This is a genomic window from Hyphomonas atlantica corrig., assembly GCF_017795365.1.
Lineage (GTDB): Bacteria > Pseudomonadota > Alphaproteobacteria > Caulobacterales > Hyphomonadaceae > Hyphomonas > Hyphomonas atlantica.
On sequence record NZ_CP051254.1, the window covers coordinates 1,919,436 to 1,935,408 of the forward strand.

16 protein-coding genes, 1 tRNA gene and 2 pseudogenes are annotated in these 15,973 nt (G+C 56.4%); 17 read left to right on the forward strand and 2 right to left on the reverse strand.

Features of this window, described 5'->3' with window-relative positions; all coding sequences use genetic code 11:
- The first annotated feature begins 198 nt into the window (after positions 1 to 198).
- The 8 genes and pseudogenes from HF931_RS09490 to HF931_RS17175 all read left to right on the forward strand — a co-directional run.
- The gene (locus HF931_RS09490) at positions 199 to 660 is read left to right on the forward strand and encodes a recombinase family protein (protein ID WP_273239858.1); all 462 of its coding nucleotides are present in this window, start codon (positions 199 to 201) and stop codon (positions 658 to 660) included.
- Positions 661 to 1,233: 573 nt separating this feature from the next.
- Complete coding sequence (locus HF931_RS09495; protein WP_273239860.1) at positions 1,234 to 1,998, forward strand: helix-turn-helix domain-containing protein; 765 nt, start codon at positions 1,234 to 1,236, stop codon at positions 1,996 to 1,998.
- Positions 1,999 to 2,225: 227 nt separating this feature from the next.
- On the forward strand, positions 2,226 to 2,522 hold the full coding sequence (locus HF931_RS09500) for a hypothetical protein (protein WP_273239861.1): 297 nt from the start codon (positions 2,226 to 2,228) through the stop codon (positions 2,520 to 2,522).
- A 41-nt stretch (positions 2,523 to 2,563) separates the two neighbouring features.
- Positions 2,564 to 2,791, forward strand: coding sequence for a hypothetical protein (locus HF931_RS09505; RefSeq protein ID WP_273239863.1), 228 nt, complete (start codon positions 2,564 to 2,566; stop codon positions 2,789 to 2,791).
- 51 nt (positions 2,792 to 2,842) lie between these two features.
- Positions 2,843 to 4,483, forward strand: a complete 1,641-nt coding sequence (locus tag HF931_RS09510; protein WP_273239864.1) for a type IV secretory system conjugative DNA transfer family protein — start codon at positions 2,843 to 2,845, stop codon at positions 4,481 to 4,483.
- A gap of 280 nt (positions 4,484 to 4,763) precedes the next feature.
- On the forward strand, positions 4,764 to 5,198 hold the full coding sequence (locus HF931_RS09515) for a hypothetical protein (RefSeq protein ID WP_273239866.1): 435 nt from the start codon (positions 4,764 to 4,766) through the stop codon (positions 5,196 to 5,198).
- Between the two features lie 165 nt (positions 5,199 to 5,363).
- On the forward strand, positions 5,364 to 5,762 hold the full coding sequence (locus tag HF931_RS09520; protein WP_035551621.1) for a hypothetical protein: 399 nt from the start codon (positions 5,364 to 5,366) through the stop codon (positions 5,760 to 5,762).
- Positions 5,759 to 6,187, forward strand: a pseudogene (locus HF931_RS17175) (recombinase family protein); the annotation flags it as partial. The gene HF931_RS09520 and the pseudogene HF931_RS17175, both read left to right, overlap by 4 nt.
- Positions 6,188 to 6,364: 177 nt before the next feature.
- Here HF931_RS17175 and HF931_RS09530 read toward each other — a convergent pair.
- The gene (locus HF931_RS09530) at positions 6,365 to 6,547 is read right to left on the reverse strand and encodes a hypothetical protein (RefSeq protein ID WP_273239869.1); all 183 of its coding nucleotides are present in this window, start codon (positions 6,545 to 6,547) and stop codon (positions 6,365 to 6,367) included.
- A gap of 138 nt (positions 6,548 to 6,685) precedes the next feature.
- On the opposite strand from HF931_RS09530, the pseudogene HF931_RS17180 reads away from it, so the two are divergent.
- Positions 6,686 to 6,754: pseudogene (locus tag HF931_RS17180) on the forward strand (hypothetical protein); the annotation flags it as partial.
- 571 nt (positions 6,755 to 7,325) lie between these two features.
- On the opposite strand, the gene HF931_RS09535 reads toward HF931_RS17180, so the two are convergent.
- Positions 7,326 to 7,400, reverse strand: a tRNA-Thr gene (locus tag HF931_RS09535).
- A 79-nt stretch (positions 7,401 to 7,479) separates the two neighbouring features.
- Here HF931_RS09535 and HF931_RS09540 point away from each other — a divergent pair.
- From HF931_RS09540 to HF931_RS09575, 8 genes are all read left to right on the forward strand, one after another.
- The gene (locus HF931_RS09540) at positions 7,480 to 7,620 is read left to right on the forward strand and encodes a hypothetical protein (RefSeq protein ID WP_164473914.1); all 141 of its coding nucleotides are present in this window, start codon (positions 7,480 to 7,482) and stop codon (positions 7,618 to 7,620) included.
- Positions 7,617 to 8,822 carry a cytochrome P450 gene (locus tag HF931_RS09545; protein ID WP_051602666.1) on the forward strand — a complete coding sequence of 402 codons (1,206 nt, stop codon included), beginning with the start codon at positions 7,617 to 7,619 and terminating at the stop codon, positions 8,820 to 8,822. Before HF931_RS09540 ends, HF931_RS09545 begins: the two co-directional genes overlap by 4 nt.
- A gap of 66 nt (positions 8,823 to 8,888) precedes the next feature.
- Positions 8,889 to 10,169, forward strand: coding sequence for a UDP-N-acetylglucosamine 1-carboxyvinyltransferase (murA, locus tag HF931_RS09550; RefSeq protein WP_035551605.1), 1,281 nt, complete (start codon positions 8,889 to 8,891; stop codon positions 10,167 to 10,169).
- A 20-nt stretch (positions 10,170 to 10,189) separates the two neighbouring features.
- Positions 10,190 to 10,639: a DUF2948 family protein gene (locus tag HF931_RS09555; RefSeq protein WP_035551602.1), complete on the forward strand. Its 450-nt coding sequence runs from the start codon at positions 10,190 to 10,192 to the stop codon at positions 10,637 to 10,639.
- A 2-nt stretch (positions 10,640 to 10,641) separates the two neighbouring features.
- Positions 10,642 to 11,946, forward strand: a complete 1,305-nt coding sequence (gene hisD / locus HF931_RS09560) for a histidinol dehydrogenase (RefSeq protein ID WP_035551599.1) — start codon at positions 10,642 to 10,644, stop codon at positions 11,944 to 11,946.
- Complete coding sequence (locus tag HF931_RS09565) at positions 11,943 to 12,428, forward strand: UPF0262 family protein (protein ID WP_035551596.1); 486 nt, start codon at positions 11,943 to 11,945, stop codon at positions 12,426 to 12,428. The genes hisD and HF931_RS09565 overlap by 4 nt, the downstream gene beginning before the upstream one ends.
- Positions 12,429 to 12,537: 109 nt before the next feature.
- The gene (locus HF931_RS09570; protein ID WP_035551593.1) at positions 12,538 to 14,322 is read left to right on the forward strand and encodes a carboxylesterase/lipase family protein; all 1,785 of its coding nucleotides are present in this window, start codon (positions 12,538 to 12,540) and stop codon (positions 14,320 to 14,322) included.
- A 174-nt stretch (positions 14,323 to 14,496) separates the two neighbouring features.
- Positions 14,497 to 15,921 (forward strand): DUF1593 domain-containing protein, encoded by a 1,425-nt coding sequence (locus HF931_RS09575; RefSeq protein ID WP_051602668.1) that lies wholly within the window; start codon positions 14,497 to 14,499, stop codon positions 15,919 to 15,921.
- The last annotated feature ends 52 nt before the right edge of the window (positions 15,922 to 15,973 follow it).

Here is a 15,973-nt window from a genome sequence, read left to right on the forward strand (position 1 = left end):
TGCAAGGCAACTGAACTTTGTGTTACGTTCCGTATTGAATAGGAAGTCTTTGATTTAATTGGACTTCACAACAAGTGCGGGTCGTTGCGAATCGTAACCGTGCAAATTCAAGAAAAACGGTCGTTTTTTCGGGTGTGTCGCCAGTGTTGCTTTGGTGGCCGCTGGCGTCGTTTCACATGACAAACAAGGACGCCCGAAATGACAAAGACATACGGCTATTACCGCGTCAGCACGGCTGACCAGAATCCTGAGCTGCAAATCAATGCGCTGAAAGATGTGGGTTGCTGTGAAATCCTCGGTGACATTGGGTTCTCCGGCGCGAAGACATCACGCCCTGCATTTGACGAGATCATGAACAAGATCGGCAAAGGCGATAAGCTCGTCGTTTGGCGGCTGGATCGCATGGGCCGCTCGCTCCGACATTTGGTGGAGGTCAATGAGACATTGGCTGAACGCGGGGCGCAGTTCGAGAGCCTGACCGAAAAGCTGGATACCTCAACCCCGATGGGGGAGTTCGTGTTTCATATCCTCGCTGCCGTAGCGCAGCTTGAGCGGCAGATTATTCGGGAGAGAACATTGGCGGGGTTGGCTGTCGCCGCCACGAAGGGGCGGTTTCCTGGGAGACCACGCAAAGATGAAAGGTGGCGCATGGCGGCTTAAGTTTTGTATTAGTTGAATTAAATCTTCCGAATACTGTATAATAATGTGTGAGCAGTGGAGATAATAACGAACCCAAAAAAATTTGCGATCCCCGTTTCGGATACGACATTCGGTGCGACCAAACCCTTGCATGGGGGGATTTGGCAGAAAGTAACTATGGAAGAGCTTGCGGATATGGGCTGTGATCACATTGAAGTTGGAGGTGGACTGCCCAAACACGTTAAAACGAGAATCCGAGAGTTGGGAACTCAACGAGAGCAGGCAGGGGTGAATCCCTCAAGTGAAGACCCGGAAGTGTCCTAGGTCTGTTGGCTGATATTCAACGGATCGGATACCAAAGAAAACAGAATCCATTCGAGAAAGTCTGTCTGAGAGAGCGAGGAATCGCCTGTCAGCTCAGCCTCGCGAATTCGATATACTGCGCACAGATGCAGGAAGTGATAAAGGAAGTCTTTCCGAGGAATCCCTATTGTCATTCAGCATTCTCATCGTCATATTGTTCCCCATGCGTTCCAGCGACCTCAGCTTAAGGGTTGTCTTATGTGTTGGCATGTTAGCTAAGGCGATTGACTAATGGCGAAGACAAAAACTGTTCCCAGCTCGACTGGAGATGTGCGATTCCAAGATTCTGCACCTGAAGCCATATCTTTGCAGAATAACGGTGGACTCAATGTCAATGGAGATATCGAGAATCTGGCGATTTCGATAGCGGTTCTCAATCTTCTCTCTAAGCATGTCGCTCGGGTTCAGGAATCTAAACCCGACATCTATCATCATACAGTGCTTATGCCTGGTGAGGCGTATTCCCAAGATTTGATACAGGAAATCGCGGGTGCTCAGTGGTGTTCTGATTTTAATTTTGCGAACTTTTTGAATAAGTGGCGTAACTCTGAGGCCGCCTCCGTACCATTCATGGAGATGCCCCTTCCTGCGGCAACCTTATACAGCAGACCCACGTTCTCTTTGCTTACTTCAATTCATGGATACGTTCTTTTCCAAATAATTGACGCGCAGCATGAAAACCTGTTAAATGTACCGTATACAGATATTTCTAATGAAGTTGCGCGAATTACAGCGCAAGAGTTATTGAGTGCTGGTGATAAGCCTACAATTAAGCAGATTTATGAGGGCGCCCTTGATAGGGCGGCCATGGCGCGCGCGCTTGAATCGGTAATGACGGAAAAGGGCTTTTCGGTTCGAGCCGCAGCTGAAGCTGCGGGCGTGAATAAGACAGATATTCAAAGAATAAAATCCGGAGATGCCACTTTGGACAAATCCGCCCAGGTTCTCAAGGCGCTCGGTGTTGGTATTGAAGTCTTGGCATTCAACATCCAATAAAATTTGGTCGGACGGCTTGATGTGTACCCAAAAACGTGTACAGTCTATCTAGCTCAGAGGCCGGCTTAAATCGCTCTCAAGCAAAACTAAAAACTCTGGTCTCCTTGCATCCGGAGTCCACAACCGATGCTTCAACGGTAGCGGTGAGCAGAGGAGGTTTGCCTAATGCAATACTATTTCGATCTTCGCACAAAGTTTGACAGTCCTTCGTCGGAGGAGACTCTAATATGAAACAATCTGCAGATAGAAATTCACAGTCGGGCCGACACAAAAACACGCAAATGATGGCGTTCTGGCTGGCCGCGCTGTGCATCTTCTTGATGATCCCTCAAATCTGGTGGGCTGCGCTGTGGCTCACTGAGAACGTCCTAATACCGCAGCTCGGATACGACCTGGCCGCGCTATTTAAATACGCGCTGTTTCTCATGATCTTCATGGCGGCGCTTTACGCTGCGCGTGCCGCTCTGGCGACGAGTGTAATGATGGCGGTTCTATTCGCCATGACCAAGCTACCGATCTTTTGAGGATCAGTAGGTAAACCCCAACGCCAGAAATGGAGATACCAATGGCAAATCATATAAAAGTCCCCAAAAAAGTGAGGGACAAAAAGGCTGAACAATTCCAGGGCTGGCTTATTGCTGCGGCTCTGGGTGCGGGAGTGATCTCATGGCTGGCCTTTTCCAACGGAGCTGCCGAAACCGGGTTTTGGTCAGCTTTGATTTGCGGCGGGACGCTGTTCATTGCCTCGAAAATAAAGACCAAGCGGGATTACAACAGTTCCAACTATGATTAGTGGGCCGTCATAATCCCGGCCAGGTCATCAACCTGATGGGGTGCAGACAGTTTGGCGACGCTGCACCCCATCCCCCAGCTAACACACATTGATATGAACATAAACGAGCTTGCGCGCTTTGGAAGCGCAGCATTAAGCGATGAACTTGACCTCCGCCGTGCCGGTATGCTCAAGCAACATCCGCACTCGCTTCTGATCGGCTTTCAGGGCAATGCGCCAATTTGGTATAGTGGCGCTGGTGGGCTGCTTCTGATTGCAGGCGCGCGGGGCGGAAAATTACGTGATTTGCTTTCCTATAATCTGTGTGCGGGCATCCACTCGCCTTCGATGCTTGTGCTGGATATGAAGGGCGAGCTGGCCGCGATTAGTCAAAATCAGACTGCGGACCAAAAACACTGCATCTATTGGAACCCTGCGGGCTTGCACGGCTTGCCGCAGCATCGGATCAACCCTGTCGATTTTGTGCGTATTGGAAGCCCTAGCCTGATCTCAGATGTCAAAGTATTGGCGCATAATCTTATCCCGCCTTCTGTGCGTTCGAATGCCGATTATTTTGAAGGGCGGGCGCGCGAATTTCTCGAAGGTATTATCCTGACACTGGTTCGATTGCATGGCGTTTTGACCTTCAAGCATCTCTATGATGCCGTGAATCTCATTCCAGGGGGCGGCGAGAAATGGCTCGATTTTGCGTTCGAGATGAGCCAGTCAGGCTTTGCGATCTCCGAGCGTATCGAAGAAGAGATTGCCAATGCGCGCGTGGATGGCGCAAGCACAGGCTATCAGGGGATTGTGGGGGAACTCTTCAAGGCACTATCGCCGCTATCTGATCCCGTCCTTATGGACGCTGTTTCTCCGCCTTTTGATTTTTCGATGGAGCAAATGTGCAGCGAGCAAGCGGTGCAGCTCTATATCATGCCACCTGCCGAATTTATCGAGCCGTGGGCGCCCGTGATCAAAGCCTTGTTCGTGGCGGGGATGATCTATAAGGCACGCATGCCGCAAGCCCCGCGCCAGACATGGATTTTGGATGAGTGCGCGCAGCTAGGCGGCTTTCCTCTGGTGGAGAAGCTGTTCACTTACGGCGCAGGGATTGGCATCCGTCCGTGGGCGGTGCTTCAATCCGTCTTTCAGATGGATCGTTTGGGTGGCGGCGCAAAAAACATCATCACTTCAAGCGCGCAAATCCAAAGCTACTTCGCTGTTCGTGATATCGATACCGCGCAGGCCGTGTCACGCATGCTTGGTTCGCAAACGCTCGAATATGATGATGAGCTGATGCAACAACGCGCGCGCCATGCCAAGCATCAGGCGATGCAGTCATTGATAAACGGCGGCGACCCCTTTGCCGCAGGCATGAGTATGGCGCATCATGCGCGGGAAGCGCAGCAAAAGAGTAAACAGCACCGCTTGCTCCGTACCGCCGATGAAGTGCTGAATACGCCTAAAGACCAGCAATATATCTTCACGGATGATCTTCCCAAGCCACTGCTTTGTAACCGTAAGCCCTATTACGAGCAGCGTTTCATGGCGGGGCGCTATCACCCCAATCCGTATCACCCTCCGCAGACCCGCGTGCGTGTTAAGACCCGCTGGGGCCATGCTTGGCGGCGTGTCGTCACAGAACCCGTGCCGGAGCGTTTTGCTCACTATCCGCAATACGCAAACGGCCTCTGGTCCCGCATTGAAGACTAATCCTCATTCAAGGAGCCATAGAATTGAGCCACCCGAAAATGGTCACATCTGCTGAAGCGGATCGGCTTGAGAGGCATCGCGCCGTGCCGGATGCGATTCCAACGCTTACACCAGGCGGAAGCCTCCAATACCAAACCGACTATGACATGCAGCGCATGCGGGAGCGAAGGATTGCTTTCATCCGCACGCGTTTGGCGCAGCAATCGGAGAAGAGCCACCGCGATCACAGGCAGGCTGTTTCTCACGACCCGTTTTAACCCCACCCACTCAATCAGGAGACATGATGAAAGAAGACAAAGCAAACACCCCTCAGAACAGTGAGAATGCCCCCAATTTTGTTTTGCGTGATGGCGCGTTGCGCAGCGCGACATGGAGAAGCGAGGGAGAGTACGGCCCGCTTTTTAATACCCGTATCACCAAGCTCTATCGCGATGAGGATGGCAATCCCCGTGAGACTGCAACGCTGAACTCGAAAGACCTTCTTCAAGTCAGCGAGCTTGCCCGTGAAACCCATCGGGAAGTGCTGATGCGCAGGCGTGCGCATTCTCAAGAAAAGCAAAAGTCAGAGACGAGAGACGAACAACGGGATTTTGCCGAAGACTGGCATGATGAGGAAAGCTCCCGCCAGGACATTGCGCGCGAGCGTTTCAAGGAGGAGCGCAAGCCCTCACGCGGCGCACGCCGTGCTAAACCGCGAGATAGAGCGGCCCGCTGAGAAGCGGGCCTAAAGCCACTTAGATTCTTCTTGCCAAAATTCAAAAGTGAGCGTATGTTCACTTTATGTTCTTTTTGCCTTTGGCGATCCCGTCACAGTGCAGCGCAAGAAGAGGAAAGGACGAAACGAATGAAATCACCCTAGACGACAAGGACAACAAAAACGATGGCAAAGGACCACGCAAAGGAGACTATTCACCCACCTCCGCACAAAGAGGGTAAGACACGCGCAGCGGTAGGCGCGGATAAGACAATTCAAAGCGATACGAAACGCGTTGAATTTGACTACGACAAGTATGCAGACTTCTTGGCTGACGCCGATTTGAGCGAGGCCCAGAAGCTGGAACTTCTTCAAGCAATCTGGAACATCATGAGCGAGTTCGTCATGCTCGGATTTGGTGTTCATCCTATTCAGCAAGCCTGTGGAAAAGTCGATTTTGAGGACACGGCGCCCCCAAAGTCGCGGTCAATTCTGCTAGGCTCTGAGCATAAGCACCTCATAACTGAATTTGATGATGTCGCTGCTCATTTGGATGAAGCGGCTCAGGAAGGAGTCGAGGCATGACCAGAGCGCACTACCATTCAACCAAACCACAAAAGGCTGTCATTTACTGCCGTGTTTCGAGCAAGTCTCAGAGTACGGAAGGAAGCGGTCTGGATTCACAAGAGCATCTTTGCCGCGAGCATGCCGCCAGTAAAGGCTATGAGGTCGTTGCTGTCTTTCCTGACGATATCAGCGGCTATGGTGATTTTATGAAACGCCCCGGCATGGTGGCGCTTCTCAAGTTTCTCGATGATAATCCGTTCGATAATTTCGTGGTCATCTTTGATGATCTGAAACGCTACAGCCGCGATACGGAATTCTATCTCAAGCTCAAACGTGAGATGGAAATGCGCGGAGCTATCCGCGAATGCCCGAACTTCAATTTCGAAGACACGCCGGAATCCAAATTCGTTGAGACCGTGCTTGCGGCTCAAGGGGAGTTGGAGCGCGAGCAGAACCGCCGTCAGGTTCTCCAGAAAATGAAAGCCCGTGTAGAGCAAGGCTATTGGGTGTTTCACGCGCCTAAGGGCTACATCTATCAAAAGGCCCAATCTGGCGGGAAAGTGCTTGTTCCTGATCCTGTACTTGGCCCGATTGTGAAAAGCGCTCTGGATGGGTTTGCATCAGGCCGCCTTGGTTCGCAGGTCGAAGTCCAGCGCTTCCTTCAATCTCAGCCCGAGTTCGCTGCGCAGTCTCCCAAAGGGCGTGTGCGCCCGCAGGCCATCGTCCGACTTCTCAGCAACCCCGTCTATGCGGGGATGGTCTATGCCAAGGTCTGGGGCGTGTCGTTGCGTCCAGGCAAGCATGAAGGGCTTGTCTCGCCCACAACGCACCAGAAGATTTTGGAAATCCTTGAGCGCGGCGTCTATGCGCCTTCGCGCGTTGATACGACTGAGAAATTTATCCTGCGTGGGGCGGTAAGCTGCGCCTCATGTGGCAAGCCCATGACGGCGGGACACTGCAAGGGCAAGACGAAGACCTATGCCTATTTCTGGTGTGCGCAGAAAGGCTGTGATCAGCGCAGCAAGACGATCTCACGCGATAAGATGGAAGCTGACTTCACGGACCTCCTAAAAGAGCTGCAACCCACTCAGTGGCTTCTGAGGCTCGCTGAAGCGATGTTCAGGGACCTTTGGGACCGAGAGAACAGACAAGCCCATGAGCGCGTCATTGCCTATCAGAAAGAGGCTGACGCGGCTGAGGCGGAAATACAGGCGCTTGTGGACCGCATTGTCGAAAGCTCGAACGCGCGCGTGATCTCGGCTCTAGAGCGGCGGATTGATGCCGAAGAACGCCGGAAGATCATCGCGCTGGAACACGCCAGAGTAGGCGTAAAACCGTTGATACCTATGGAGAGAGTTTTTGAACTCTCCCTGAAGTTCCTGAAAGCCCCGTATTTACTATGGGAATCGGGACGGTTGGACCTGCGCAGATTGGTGCTGAAACTGACGTTTTCGGAGCATTTGCGCTACCGCAAAGGGGAAGGTTTTGAACTCTCACCCTTGTCGTTACCATTCAATATTTTCAATGAGTTAGGAGGAAAAATGACCCCAATGGACCCCGCTTTTGCGGGAAAAAATGCAATGGTGCCGCGAGGGAGAATTGAACTCCCGGCCTCATCATTACCAATGATGCGCTCTACCACTGAGCTACCGCGGCACATTGCAGGAATGGAAAGCGGGCTTTAGCTTATGCTGGCAGACATGAAAAGACCGTTTTGCCGCGAAAAGCACCTCACATGACAGACAAGCCAAACGAACAGGAAAAAGCCGCACGCCGGGCCGAGGCGTTGAGGGCCAATTTGCGCCGGCGCAAGGCCGCGACTCGCAAGGAGAAGGCGCCCTCGGCGACAAAGCCAGACAGCGGTGAAAAGGGGTGAGCCTTCCGCTCAACTCGCAGGCCTATCTGCGTGCGCCGCAGGATTTCCTCGTGCCTGCGCAAGGCGAAAGCTTGTTCATCACTCAGAAACTGCCCTTTCTGGGCCGCTGCACGCTGGTGCTGGGCCATGCGGAGTGCCAGGAATTCCTGAAGGATTCCGACCGCTTTGCCGTGGACGCGCGCAATGCGGGCGCGGACTCGCCCTTTGGCATGAAATTCCTGCCGAAATCCCTGAAGCGCCTGTCAAACAATCTGCTGTCACTCGACGATCCGGACCATCGACGGCTCCGGCGCTTGGTCGACCAGCCTTTCCGGCGCGTCTCCATTGATGAGCTGAAGCCGCGTATTCGTGAGGCTTGTGACGGGTTGGTGCATGACATGGTCAAATCAGGAGAGCCGGATTTGGTAGAAGGCCTGTGCCGACAACTACCCTTGATCGTGATCTATGACCTGCTGGGTTTTTCGGGAGCGCTGCGCGAGCGTCTGGACTCCCTGCTTCAGGGCCTCACAGCGACCGCGAACATCTTCAATGTGCTGCGTGGACTGACCCTGCTCGGCCCGGTCCAGCGTATGCTGGAAGACGAATTCGAGCGCGTGCGCCGGGAGCCGGGGCCTGGACTTGTGACGGAACTGGTCCATGCAGAGGCGGATGGCGAGCGCATGAGCGACGATGAGCTTGTCGCGATGGTGTTCGTCCTCTTCATCGCTGGGCACGAAACGACAAAGCATCTCATCTCGACCGGGCTGTATACGTTGCTCACGACGCCGGGGGCGGCGGACGCTTACCGCGCGATGGACGAGGATGGGCGCGGCATCGCTGTGGACGAACTTGTCCGCTATTGCGCGCCGGTTCAGATGACCAAGCCGCGCTACGCACGGGAAGACACGGAATTTCACGGCCTGCACTTGAAACAGGGGGATCGGCTGGTGGGGATGCTGGCTGCGGCAAATCTCGATCCCCGCGTCTTTGAAGACCCTGTGTCGCTAGACCTGACGCGCCGCCCGAACCGGCACATGGGATGGGGCGGCGGCCCGCATATCTGTCTCGGCCTGCATCTGGCGCGCGCCGAGGCGCAGGCTGCGTTCGACTGCCTTCTGGACGGATGGCCGGGTCTGACGCTGGGCGTTGATCCAGACAGGTTGAAATGGATCCCGCGATCCGGCCTGCGTGGCCTGAAACAACTGCCGGTAATATTTGGATAAACTCTGTGCAGCAGATGCCACATTCAGGCCCTTCCAAAGCCGCGAAGCGCTGTATAAGGGCAAGTCATGGATAGATTGCACATCAAGGGCGGCGCTCAGCTGAACGGCCGCATTCCGGTTTCCGGCGCGAAGAACTCCGCCCTGAAGCTGATGGTTGCGTGCCTGCTGACCGATCAGCCGATCACGCTCACCAATATGCCAAACCTCGCTGATACACGCTTTCTGGCGCAGCTGCTGGAGACGCTGGGCGTGGAAGTGTACTGGCCGAAGGGCGAGTCGACCTGCCATCTGAACGCCGCCGAGCTGAAAAGCACGATCGCGCCTTACGATCAGGTCCGCAAGATGCGGGCGAGCTTCAACGTGCTTGGCCCGCTTATCGCGCGGTCTGGTCACGCCACGGTATCGCTGCCGGGCGGGTGCGCTATCGGCGCGCGACCTGTGGATTTGCACCTTCAAGCGCTGGAAGCCATGGGTGCGGATTTGCGGGTTGAGCAGGGCTATGTGAAGGCGGCGGCCATTCACGGCCTGAAAGGCGCGCATATCAATTTTGCCATGCCAAGCGTTGGCGCGACCGAGCATGCCATGCTGACGGCGACGCTGGCGCAGGGCGTGACGGTCCTTGAAAACGCGGCTCGCGAGCCGGAAATCGAAGACTTGGCGAATTGCCTCAATTCGATGGGCGCCAGGATTACGGGGGCGGGCACGTCCAAGATCCGTATCGAAGGTGTCGAGACGCTTGGCGGCACTACCCACGCCGTGATGCCGGACCGGATCGAGGCTGGCACGTTTGCGATGGCAGCCGCGGCTGCCGGCGGGGATGTCACGCTTGAGGGCGCGCCGGTTGCTGCGCTCGGTGCGATGAATGCGAAATTGCGCGAAGCAGGCGTTACAGTTGAGGCGGATGAAGAGGCCGGCACGTTGCGCATCGTACGCAACGGATCGCGTCTGAAATCCGTCAGCGTGTCGACCCAGCCGCACCCCGGTTTCCCGACTGACTTGCAGGCGCAGTTCATGGCGCTGATGAGCCTTGCCGATGGCACGAGCATCATTCGCGAGACGATTTTCGAGAACCGGTTCATGCATGCGCCGGAATTGTCTCGCCTTGGCGCCGACATAACTGTACGCGGGCAGGAAGCTGTCGTGAAAGGGGTGCCGCAATTGACCGCTGCGCCCGTCATGGCAACAGATCTGCGTGCTTCAGTCTCACTCGTGATTGCGGGGCTTGCCGCAGAGGGGGAGACTGTGGTGAACCGTATCTATCATCTGGATCGCGGATTTGAGCGACTGGAAGAGAAACTTAACGCCTGCGGGGCGAGCATTGAACGCCGGTCCGAGGATGAAGACTGAGAACTGATCAAGGGGCGCTGATGGCCGACCAAACTTCACTGAGACTCCTCGCTGAGACAGCGGAGGATTTGGAAGTCATTTCGGCCGCCATTCAGGACAGCGTCGTGAAGGCCGGAAACCTGAAATATGAGTCCCGGCGCAACCGATTCACATTGGAAATCAACAGGTTCCGCTGGGAAGCTGGCGCGAAACGGGGCGATGGCGAACGCGTGCGTTCCCTGTTGGCGTTCGATGGTGTGATGGGGGTGAAAACCCGCGCCGTGAACAAGATCGACCCGGAAATGATCCTGTCGCTGCTTCAGGTCAGCTTTACCCCGGCGGATGAACCGCCGGGCGGGAAGGTGACGCTGCTGTTTGCTGGTGATGGGGAAATCGAACTGGACGTCGAAGTTCTGGATGCAACCCTGCTCGACAGTGACTATGTGTGGCCGACGCGCCATCTGCCCAATCATGAGCGGCGCCGGAGATAGACATGGTCCGCAGGTTTTACGCCTCCACTGATGCCTTTAATGGCGAATTTGCCCAATTCCTCGAACAGGAACGCGGCACAGGCGCCGATGTGGCTAAAATCGTGGCGGATATCATTGCAGACGTGCGCAAGCGCGGCGGTGAAGCTGTCGCGGAATACACGGCGAAATTTGATGGCTTGCAGCTGGATCCCTCCACGCTGAAGTCGGACAATGTAGATCTGCACGCGCTGGCGGCTGAATGCCCGCAGGATCTGCGCGACGCGATTGATTTCGCGCATGATCGTATCGCTGCCTATCATTCGGCCCAGCGCCCGAACGACCACAAATTCACCGACGATGCCGGGGTTGAACTCGGCTGGCGCTGGACCGCGCTGGAAAGCGTTGGCGTTTACGTGCCGGGCGGGCGGGCCAGCTATCCGTCATCCGTATTGATGAATGTCGTTCCGGCCAAGATTGCGGGAGTGGATCGCATCGTAATGGTCGCGCCAGCCCCGAAAGGCGAATTGTCGCCCGCTGTCGCCTATGCGGCGCTGAAGGCTGGCGTTGAAGAGTTTTACCCGATGGGCGGAGCACAGGCCGTGGCGGCACTGGCCTATGGCACGTCCAATCTTGCGCCAGTCGACAAGATTGTCGGGCCGGGAAACGCTTTTGTCGCTGAGGCCAAGCGCCAGGTCTTTGGGCGAGTGGGTATTGATACGATTGCCGGGCCTTCAGAGATTCTCGTCATCGCAGACCACACGGCGAATCCGGACTGGGTGGCCGCAGACCTGCTCTCGCAGGCAGAGCATGATCCGAGCAGCCAATCCATTCTGATTGTTGTGGATGAGGCTGTGGGAGATTCTGTGGAAAAGGCTGTGGAAAACCAGTTGAATTCCCTCGCCACAGGTGAGCGAGCGCGGGAGAGCTGGACAAATAATGGCGCCATCGTCGTGGCGCCTGATCTGGACGCTGCAGCAAGCATTGCCAACCGTATCGCTGCCGAGCATCTGGAGCTCTGCATCGAGGATCCCGACGCGCTTCTTCCGCTGGTACGTCATGCGGGGGCGGTGTTCCTCGGCCACCACACGCCGGAAGCGCTGGGCGACTATGTCACCGGGTCAAACCACGTGCTGCCGACCAGCCGCGCCGCGCGGTTCTCGTCCGGCCTGGGGCTATATGACTTTTTAAAACGGATGAGCGTACAGCGGGCCGGGCCGCAAGGCTTCGCTGCGATCGCGCCAGCCGCCTTGCGCCTTGCCGAGGCCGAGCGCTTGCCGGCGCATGCGCGATCCATTTCCATCCGAACGAACCGGGACGCCGACGGGTGAGTTCGGACAGGCTCATCGGTGTCGATATCGACGATGAGACCCTGGGCGCTTCCGGCCCGGACGCTGAGCATGAGCGCCGCGTCGCCATCTTTGACCTGTTGGAAGACAATCATTTCAAGGTGATCGACAAGGATGAGGGGCCGTATCAGCTCAACCTCTCCAAGGCCGAACGCCGGCTCGTCTTCGCCATCCGCAACGAAGCGGGCGAAGATGTTCATACCTTTATCCTGTCGCTTGGCCCGTTCCGGGGCGTGATCCGCGACTATTTCATGATCTGCGATAGTTATTACGACGCGATCCGGACGCAATCACCTCACCAGATCGAAGCTATCGATATGGCACGGCGCGGCATTCACAATGAGGGGTCTGAACTCCTCGCCGAGCGCCTTGAAGGGAAGATCGACGTCGACTTTTCCACGGCCCGACGCCTGTTCACGCTGATCTGCGCCCTCCACGCCGGACAAACCCGCGCCGCGGGATAGGGCGCGCTCACAGAAACATTGCAATTGAAATGTTTTTGGCTATCGTCGCGTGAAACGATGATGGGAGGAATATGCAGTGCTGAGACCTGCTTTTTGGGCGGGCCTGATAATGGCTTGCGCTCTTTTGGTTGCGTGCGAGTCCGCGGCGACGAAAGGCTACACCGCCTCGCTTGACCGCGTACCTCAGGCCTCAACGATCCGGACGATCGCGCAAGGTGAGGTGATTGGCACATTTGGCGCGGCGGATACGATGGCCTGGTATGGAATTCCATTTGCTGCGCCGCCGGTCGGAGAATTGCGCTGGCGCGCGCCGCGTCCGGCGGAAGCTTGGGCAGGCCGATATGAAGCTACCAAACCTGACCGCGAATGCGTTCAGTACAGCAATCTGTTTGGCAGCGCCGATGCGGACTGGACACTGACTGGCTCGGAAGACTGCCTCTATTTGAACGTTTGGGCGCCATCGGATGCGGGTGACCGGCCTTTGCCGGTGATGGTCTGGATCCATGGCGGCGCGAACATTGGCGGCTCGGCGGGCATGTATGAAATGGGCCATCTGGCGACGCAGGGAGATGTGATCATCGTCGCCATAAACTATCGCCTCGCCATGCTGGGCTGGTTCGCGCATCCGTCCCTGGTCGCGACGGCGGAGACCGATCTGGACCGATCCATGAATTTCGCGCTGCTGGATCAGATCGCTGCGCTGGAATGGGTGCAGGAGAATATTTCGGCTTTTGGGGGCGACGCTGAAAATGTCACAGTGTTCGGACAATCAGCAGGCGCGTTCAACATCGCTGCGCTGATGAGTTCGCCCCTCTCCGATGGCTTGTTCCACAAGGCAATCATGCAGAGCGGCGGGTTCCAGAGCGCCGCCTATGAAGACGCGGTGAGTGGCTCCGCCAGCAATCTGGCGAATAGCGTTTCAGCCGACACCTTCATTGAGGCCATGGTGGAGGCAGGCGGGTTGCCGCCTCAGAACGAGGTGACGCCAGAAACGCTGGCCGAGCATTTGCGCGCGCTTCCCCTCAAGGACATCTTCGACACCTACCAATCCTTTCCGGCGGCGATGGACATGCCCGGCCTGATCAGTCCCGTGGATACCGCGAATGACGGGATCGTCGTACCCGAAATGGGCATTCAGGCCGCTCTGCGTGAGACAGGCGGGTTAAGGGACCTTCCATTGCTGATCGGCACCAATCGCAATGAACTTCGCGGGCTTGGTTTTGCAGACAAGGAGATGATGCGTAGTCTGTTCAACCTTGCCTTCTGGCCAAGGGACAAGGGCGTTTACGCCGCCTTTGGGGATTATCCCGATACGGTCTGGGCGTATCACGGCGTGCGCGCACCTGCCGAAGCCTGGGCCTCTGTGCGTACAGCGCCGGTTTATACGTACCGCTTTGACTGGGACGAGCAGGGAAAGAAACTGCTGACAGATATCAGCTTTCTTGTGGGGGCTTCACACTCGCTGGAGATGCCCTTCATCATCAATGGGTTTGACCAGAAAGAGACAGACCCGGCTGGCATCTTTTTCTCGAAGAAGAACAAGGCCAGCCGCGAGACGCTGTCGGCACAGATGATAGAATACTGGTCCGCTTTCGCGCACCATGGTGCGCCGGGGCGGGGCTTGTCTGGCACTTTGCCGCGCTGGACCGCGTGGGCGGAGTCTCCGGTAGAGCAGAGCCTGATGCTGCTGGATGGCGAGAAGGATGGCGGCGTGCGAATGGGGCCGGCCACCCCGACCCCGGACACTCTGTTTGAGAGCTTTCTGAGCGACTCACGCATGAAGACGGATCATCAGCGCTGTAAGACGGCGAATATGGTGATCGACATGGTCAGCCGCGTGGGTGGCACGCTTGATGATTGGCGAGAGTTTGTCGAGGAAAGTTGCGAACAATAGAATTCGAACAGCAAGTTGAGCGAGGAAAGGGCCACGGCCTGGTGCCTTGCAAAGAGAGCTTCATCCGATAATGATACCGCTATCATAAAATAGCGGAGGATTGTCATGGTGAAGCGTATTCTGGCGGGAATGGTAGGGCTTGCGTCCGGTTTGGCGCTCGGCGGCTGCAACGCGATGGGAGAGGCTTTGCCGACTGCCGCGCCGCTGGAAGCGCCGACGGAGGCCGCGCTGGAACAGCACCGGGTTGTGATCCTGACGGATATGGAAGCTGATCCGGACGATACGCAATCCCTGATCCGCCTCTTGCTCTACGCCAACGAAATCGACATCAGGGCGCTGGTCGCCACGACTTCCATCTGGAAGCAGGAAAATCTCCGCCCGGACTCTATCCGTGCCACGCTGGGAAAGTATGGCGAGGTCTATGACACGCTGAGCCAGCATGCCCCGAACTATCCAACCGAGGCAGAGCTGCAAGGTCTCGTGATGAATGGCCAGCCCGGCTACGGAATGGAGAGCGTCGGGACTGGCCAGTCGACCGAGGGGTCAGAGGCGATTATCCGCCTGCTGGAAGAGGAAGATGCGCGACCGCTTTGGATTTCCGTCTGGGGCGGGGCCAACACGCTGGCGCAGGCGCTGCATGATATTCGCGAGACGCGCTCAGAAGCAGAAGCTGCGCGGATGATTTCAAAGCTCCGTGTCTATACAATCTCTGATCAGGATGACAGTGGCATCTGGATCCGCAGGGAGTTTCCAGACCTGTTCTACATTGTCAGCCCCGGCAAGTATGATCTCTCTACCTGGACAGCCATTACCCGTTCGTTCCCCGGCTTTGAAGATCACATCTCGAACCAGTGGATTGCCGAAAACATCCAGCAGGACCACGGGCCGCTCGGCGCGCATTATCCTGATGTTGTCTGGGGCATGGAAGGCGATACGCCGGCCTATCTCTCACTGATCCCGAATGGCTTGAATGTGCCGGACCATCCGGACTGGGGCGGCTGGGGTGGCCGGTATGAGCTTTATACACCGAGCGCGGATGAGATTGGTGTTGGCCCCGGAAAACTCGGATCGGGCGGTGTGCCGCTGGAGCCTGAGCCGCGCCCGATCTGGACGAATGCGACCGACACCTACACGCCCTGGGTGCCGCAAAAGGATGGCCGTGCTATCGGCCCGTCAGATGAGACGTATGAAGGCAACAAGGTTACGCTGCTGCGCTGGAAGAGTGATTTCCAGCGCGACTTCGCGGCGCGTATGGATTGGACCATTTCCGATTATGAGGACGCCAACCACCCGCCTGTGGTGAAACTGGCCCATGAAGCGCGGCTGACGGCAAAATCAGGCAAGCACATCGGTCTGGATGCCTTCGGCACGTATGATCCCGATGGCGACAGCCTCAGCTATCATTGGTTCAACTATGCCGAGGCGGGCACGCTGGAGGCGCCCATAGACATGGGCCATGCGGTGAATGATTTCGATGTCTGGTTCAAATTGCCGGAGGTAGAGCAGACGGAAACAGCCCACTTCATTGTGAAGGTGACGGACAAGGGCACGCCCGCTCTCACCCGCTATGCGCGTGTGATTGTCACAATCGTGCCTTAAGCTGAGGAAAGTTCAGGTAAATTGGGCATATCTTGCCCTTGCGTCCGGTCTT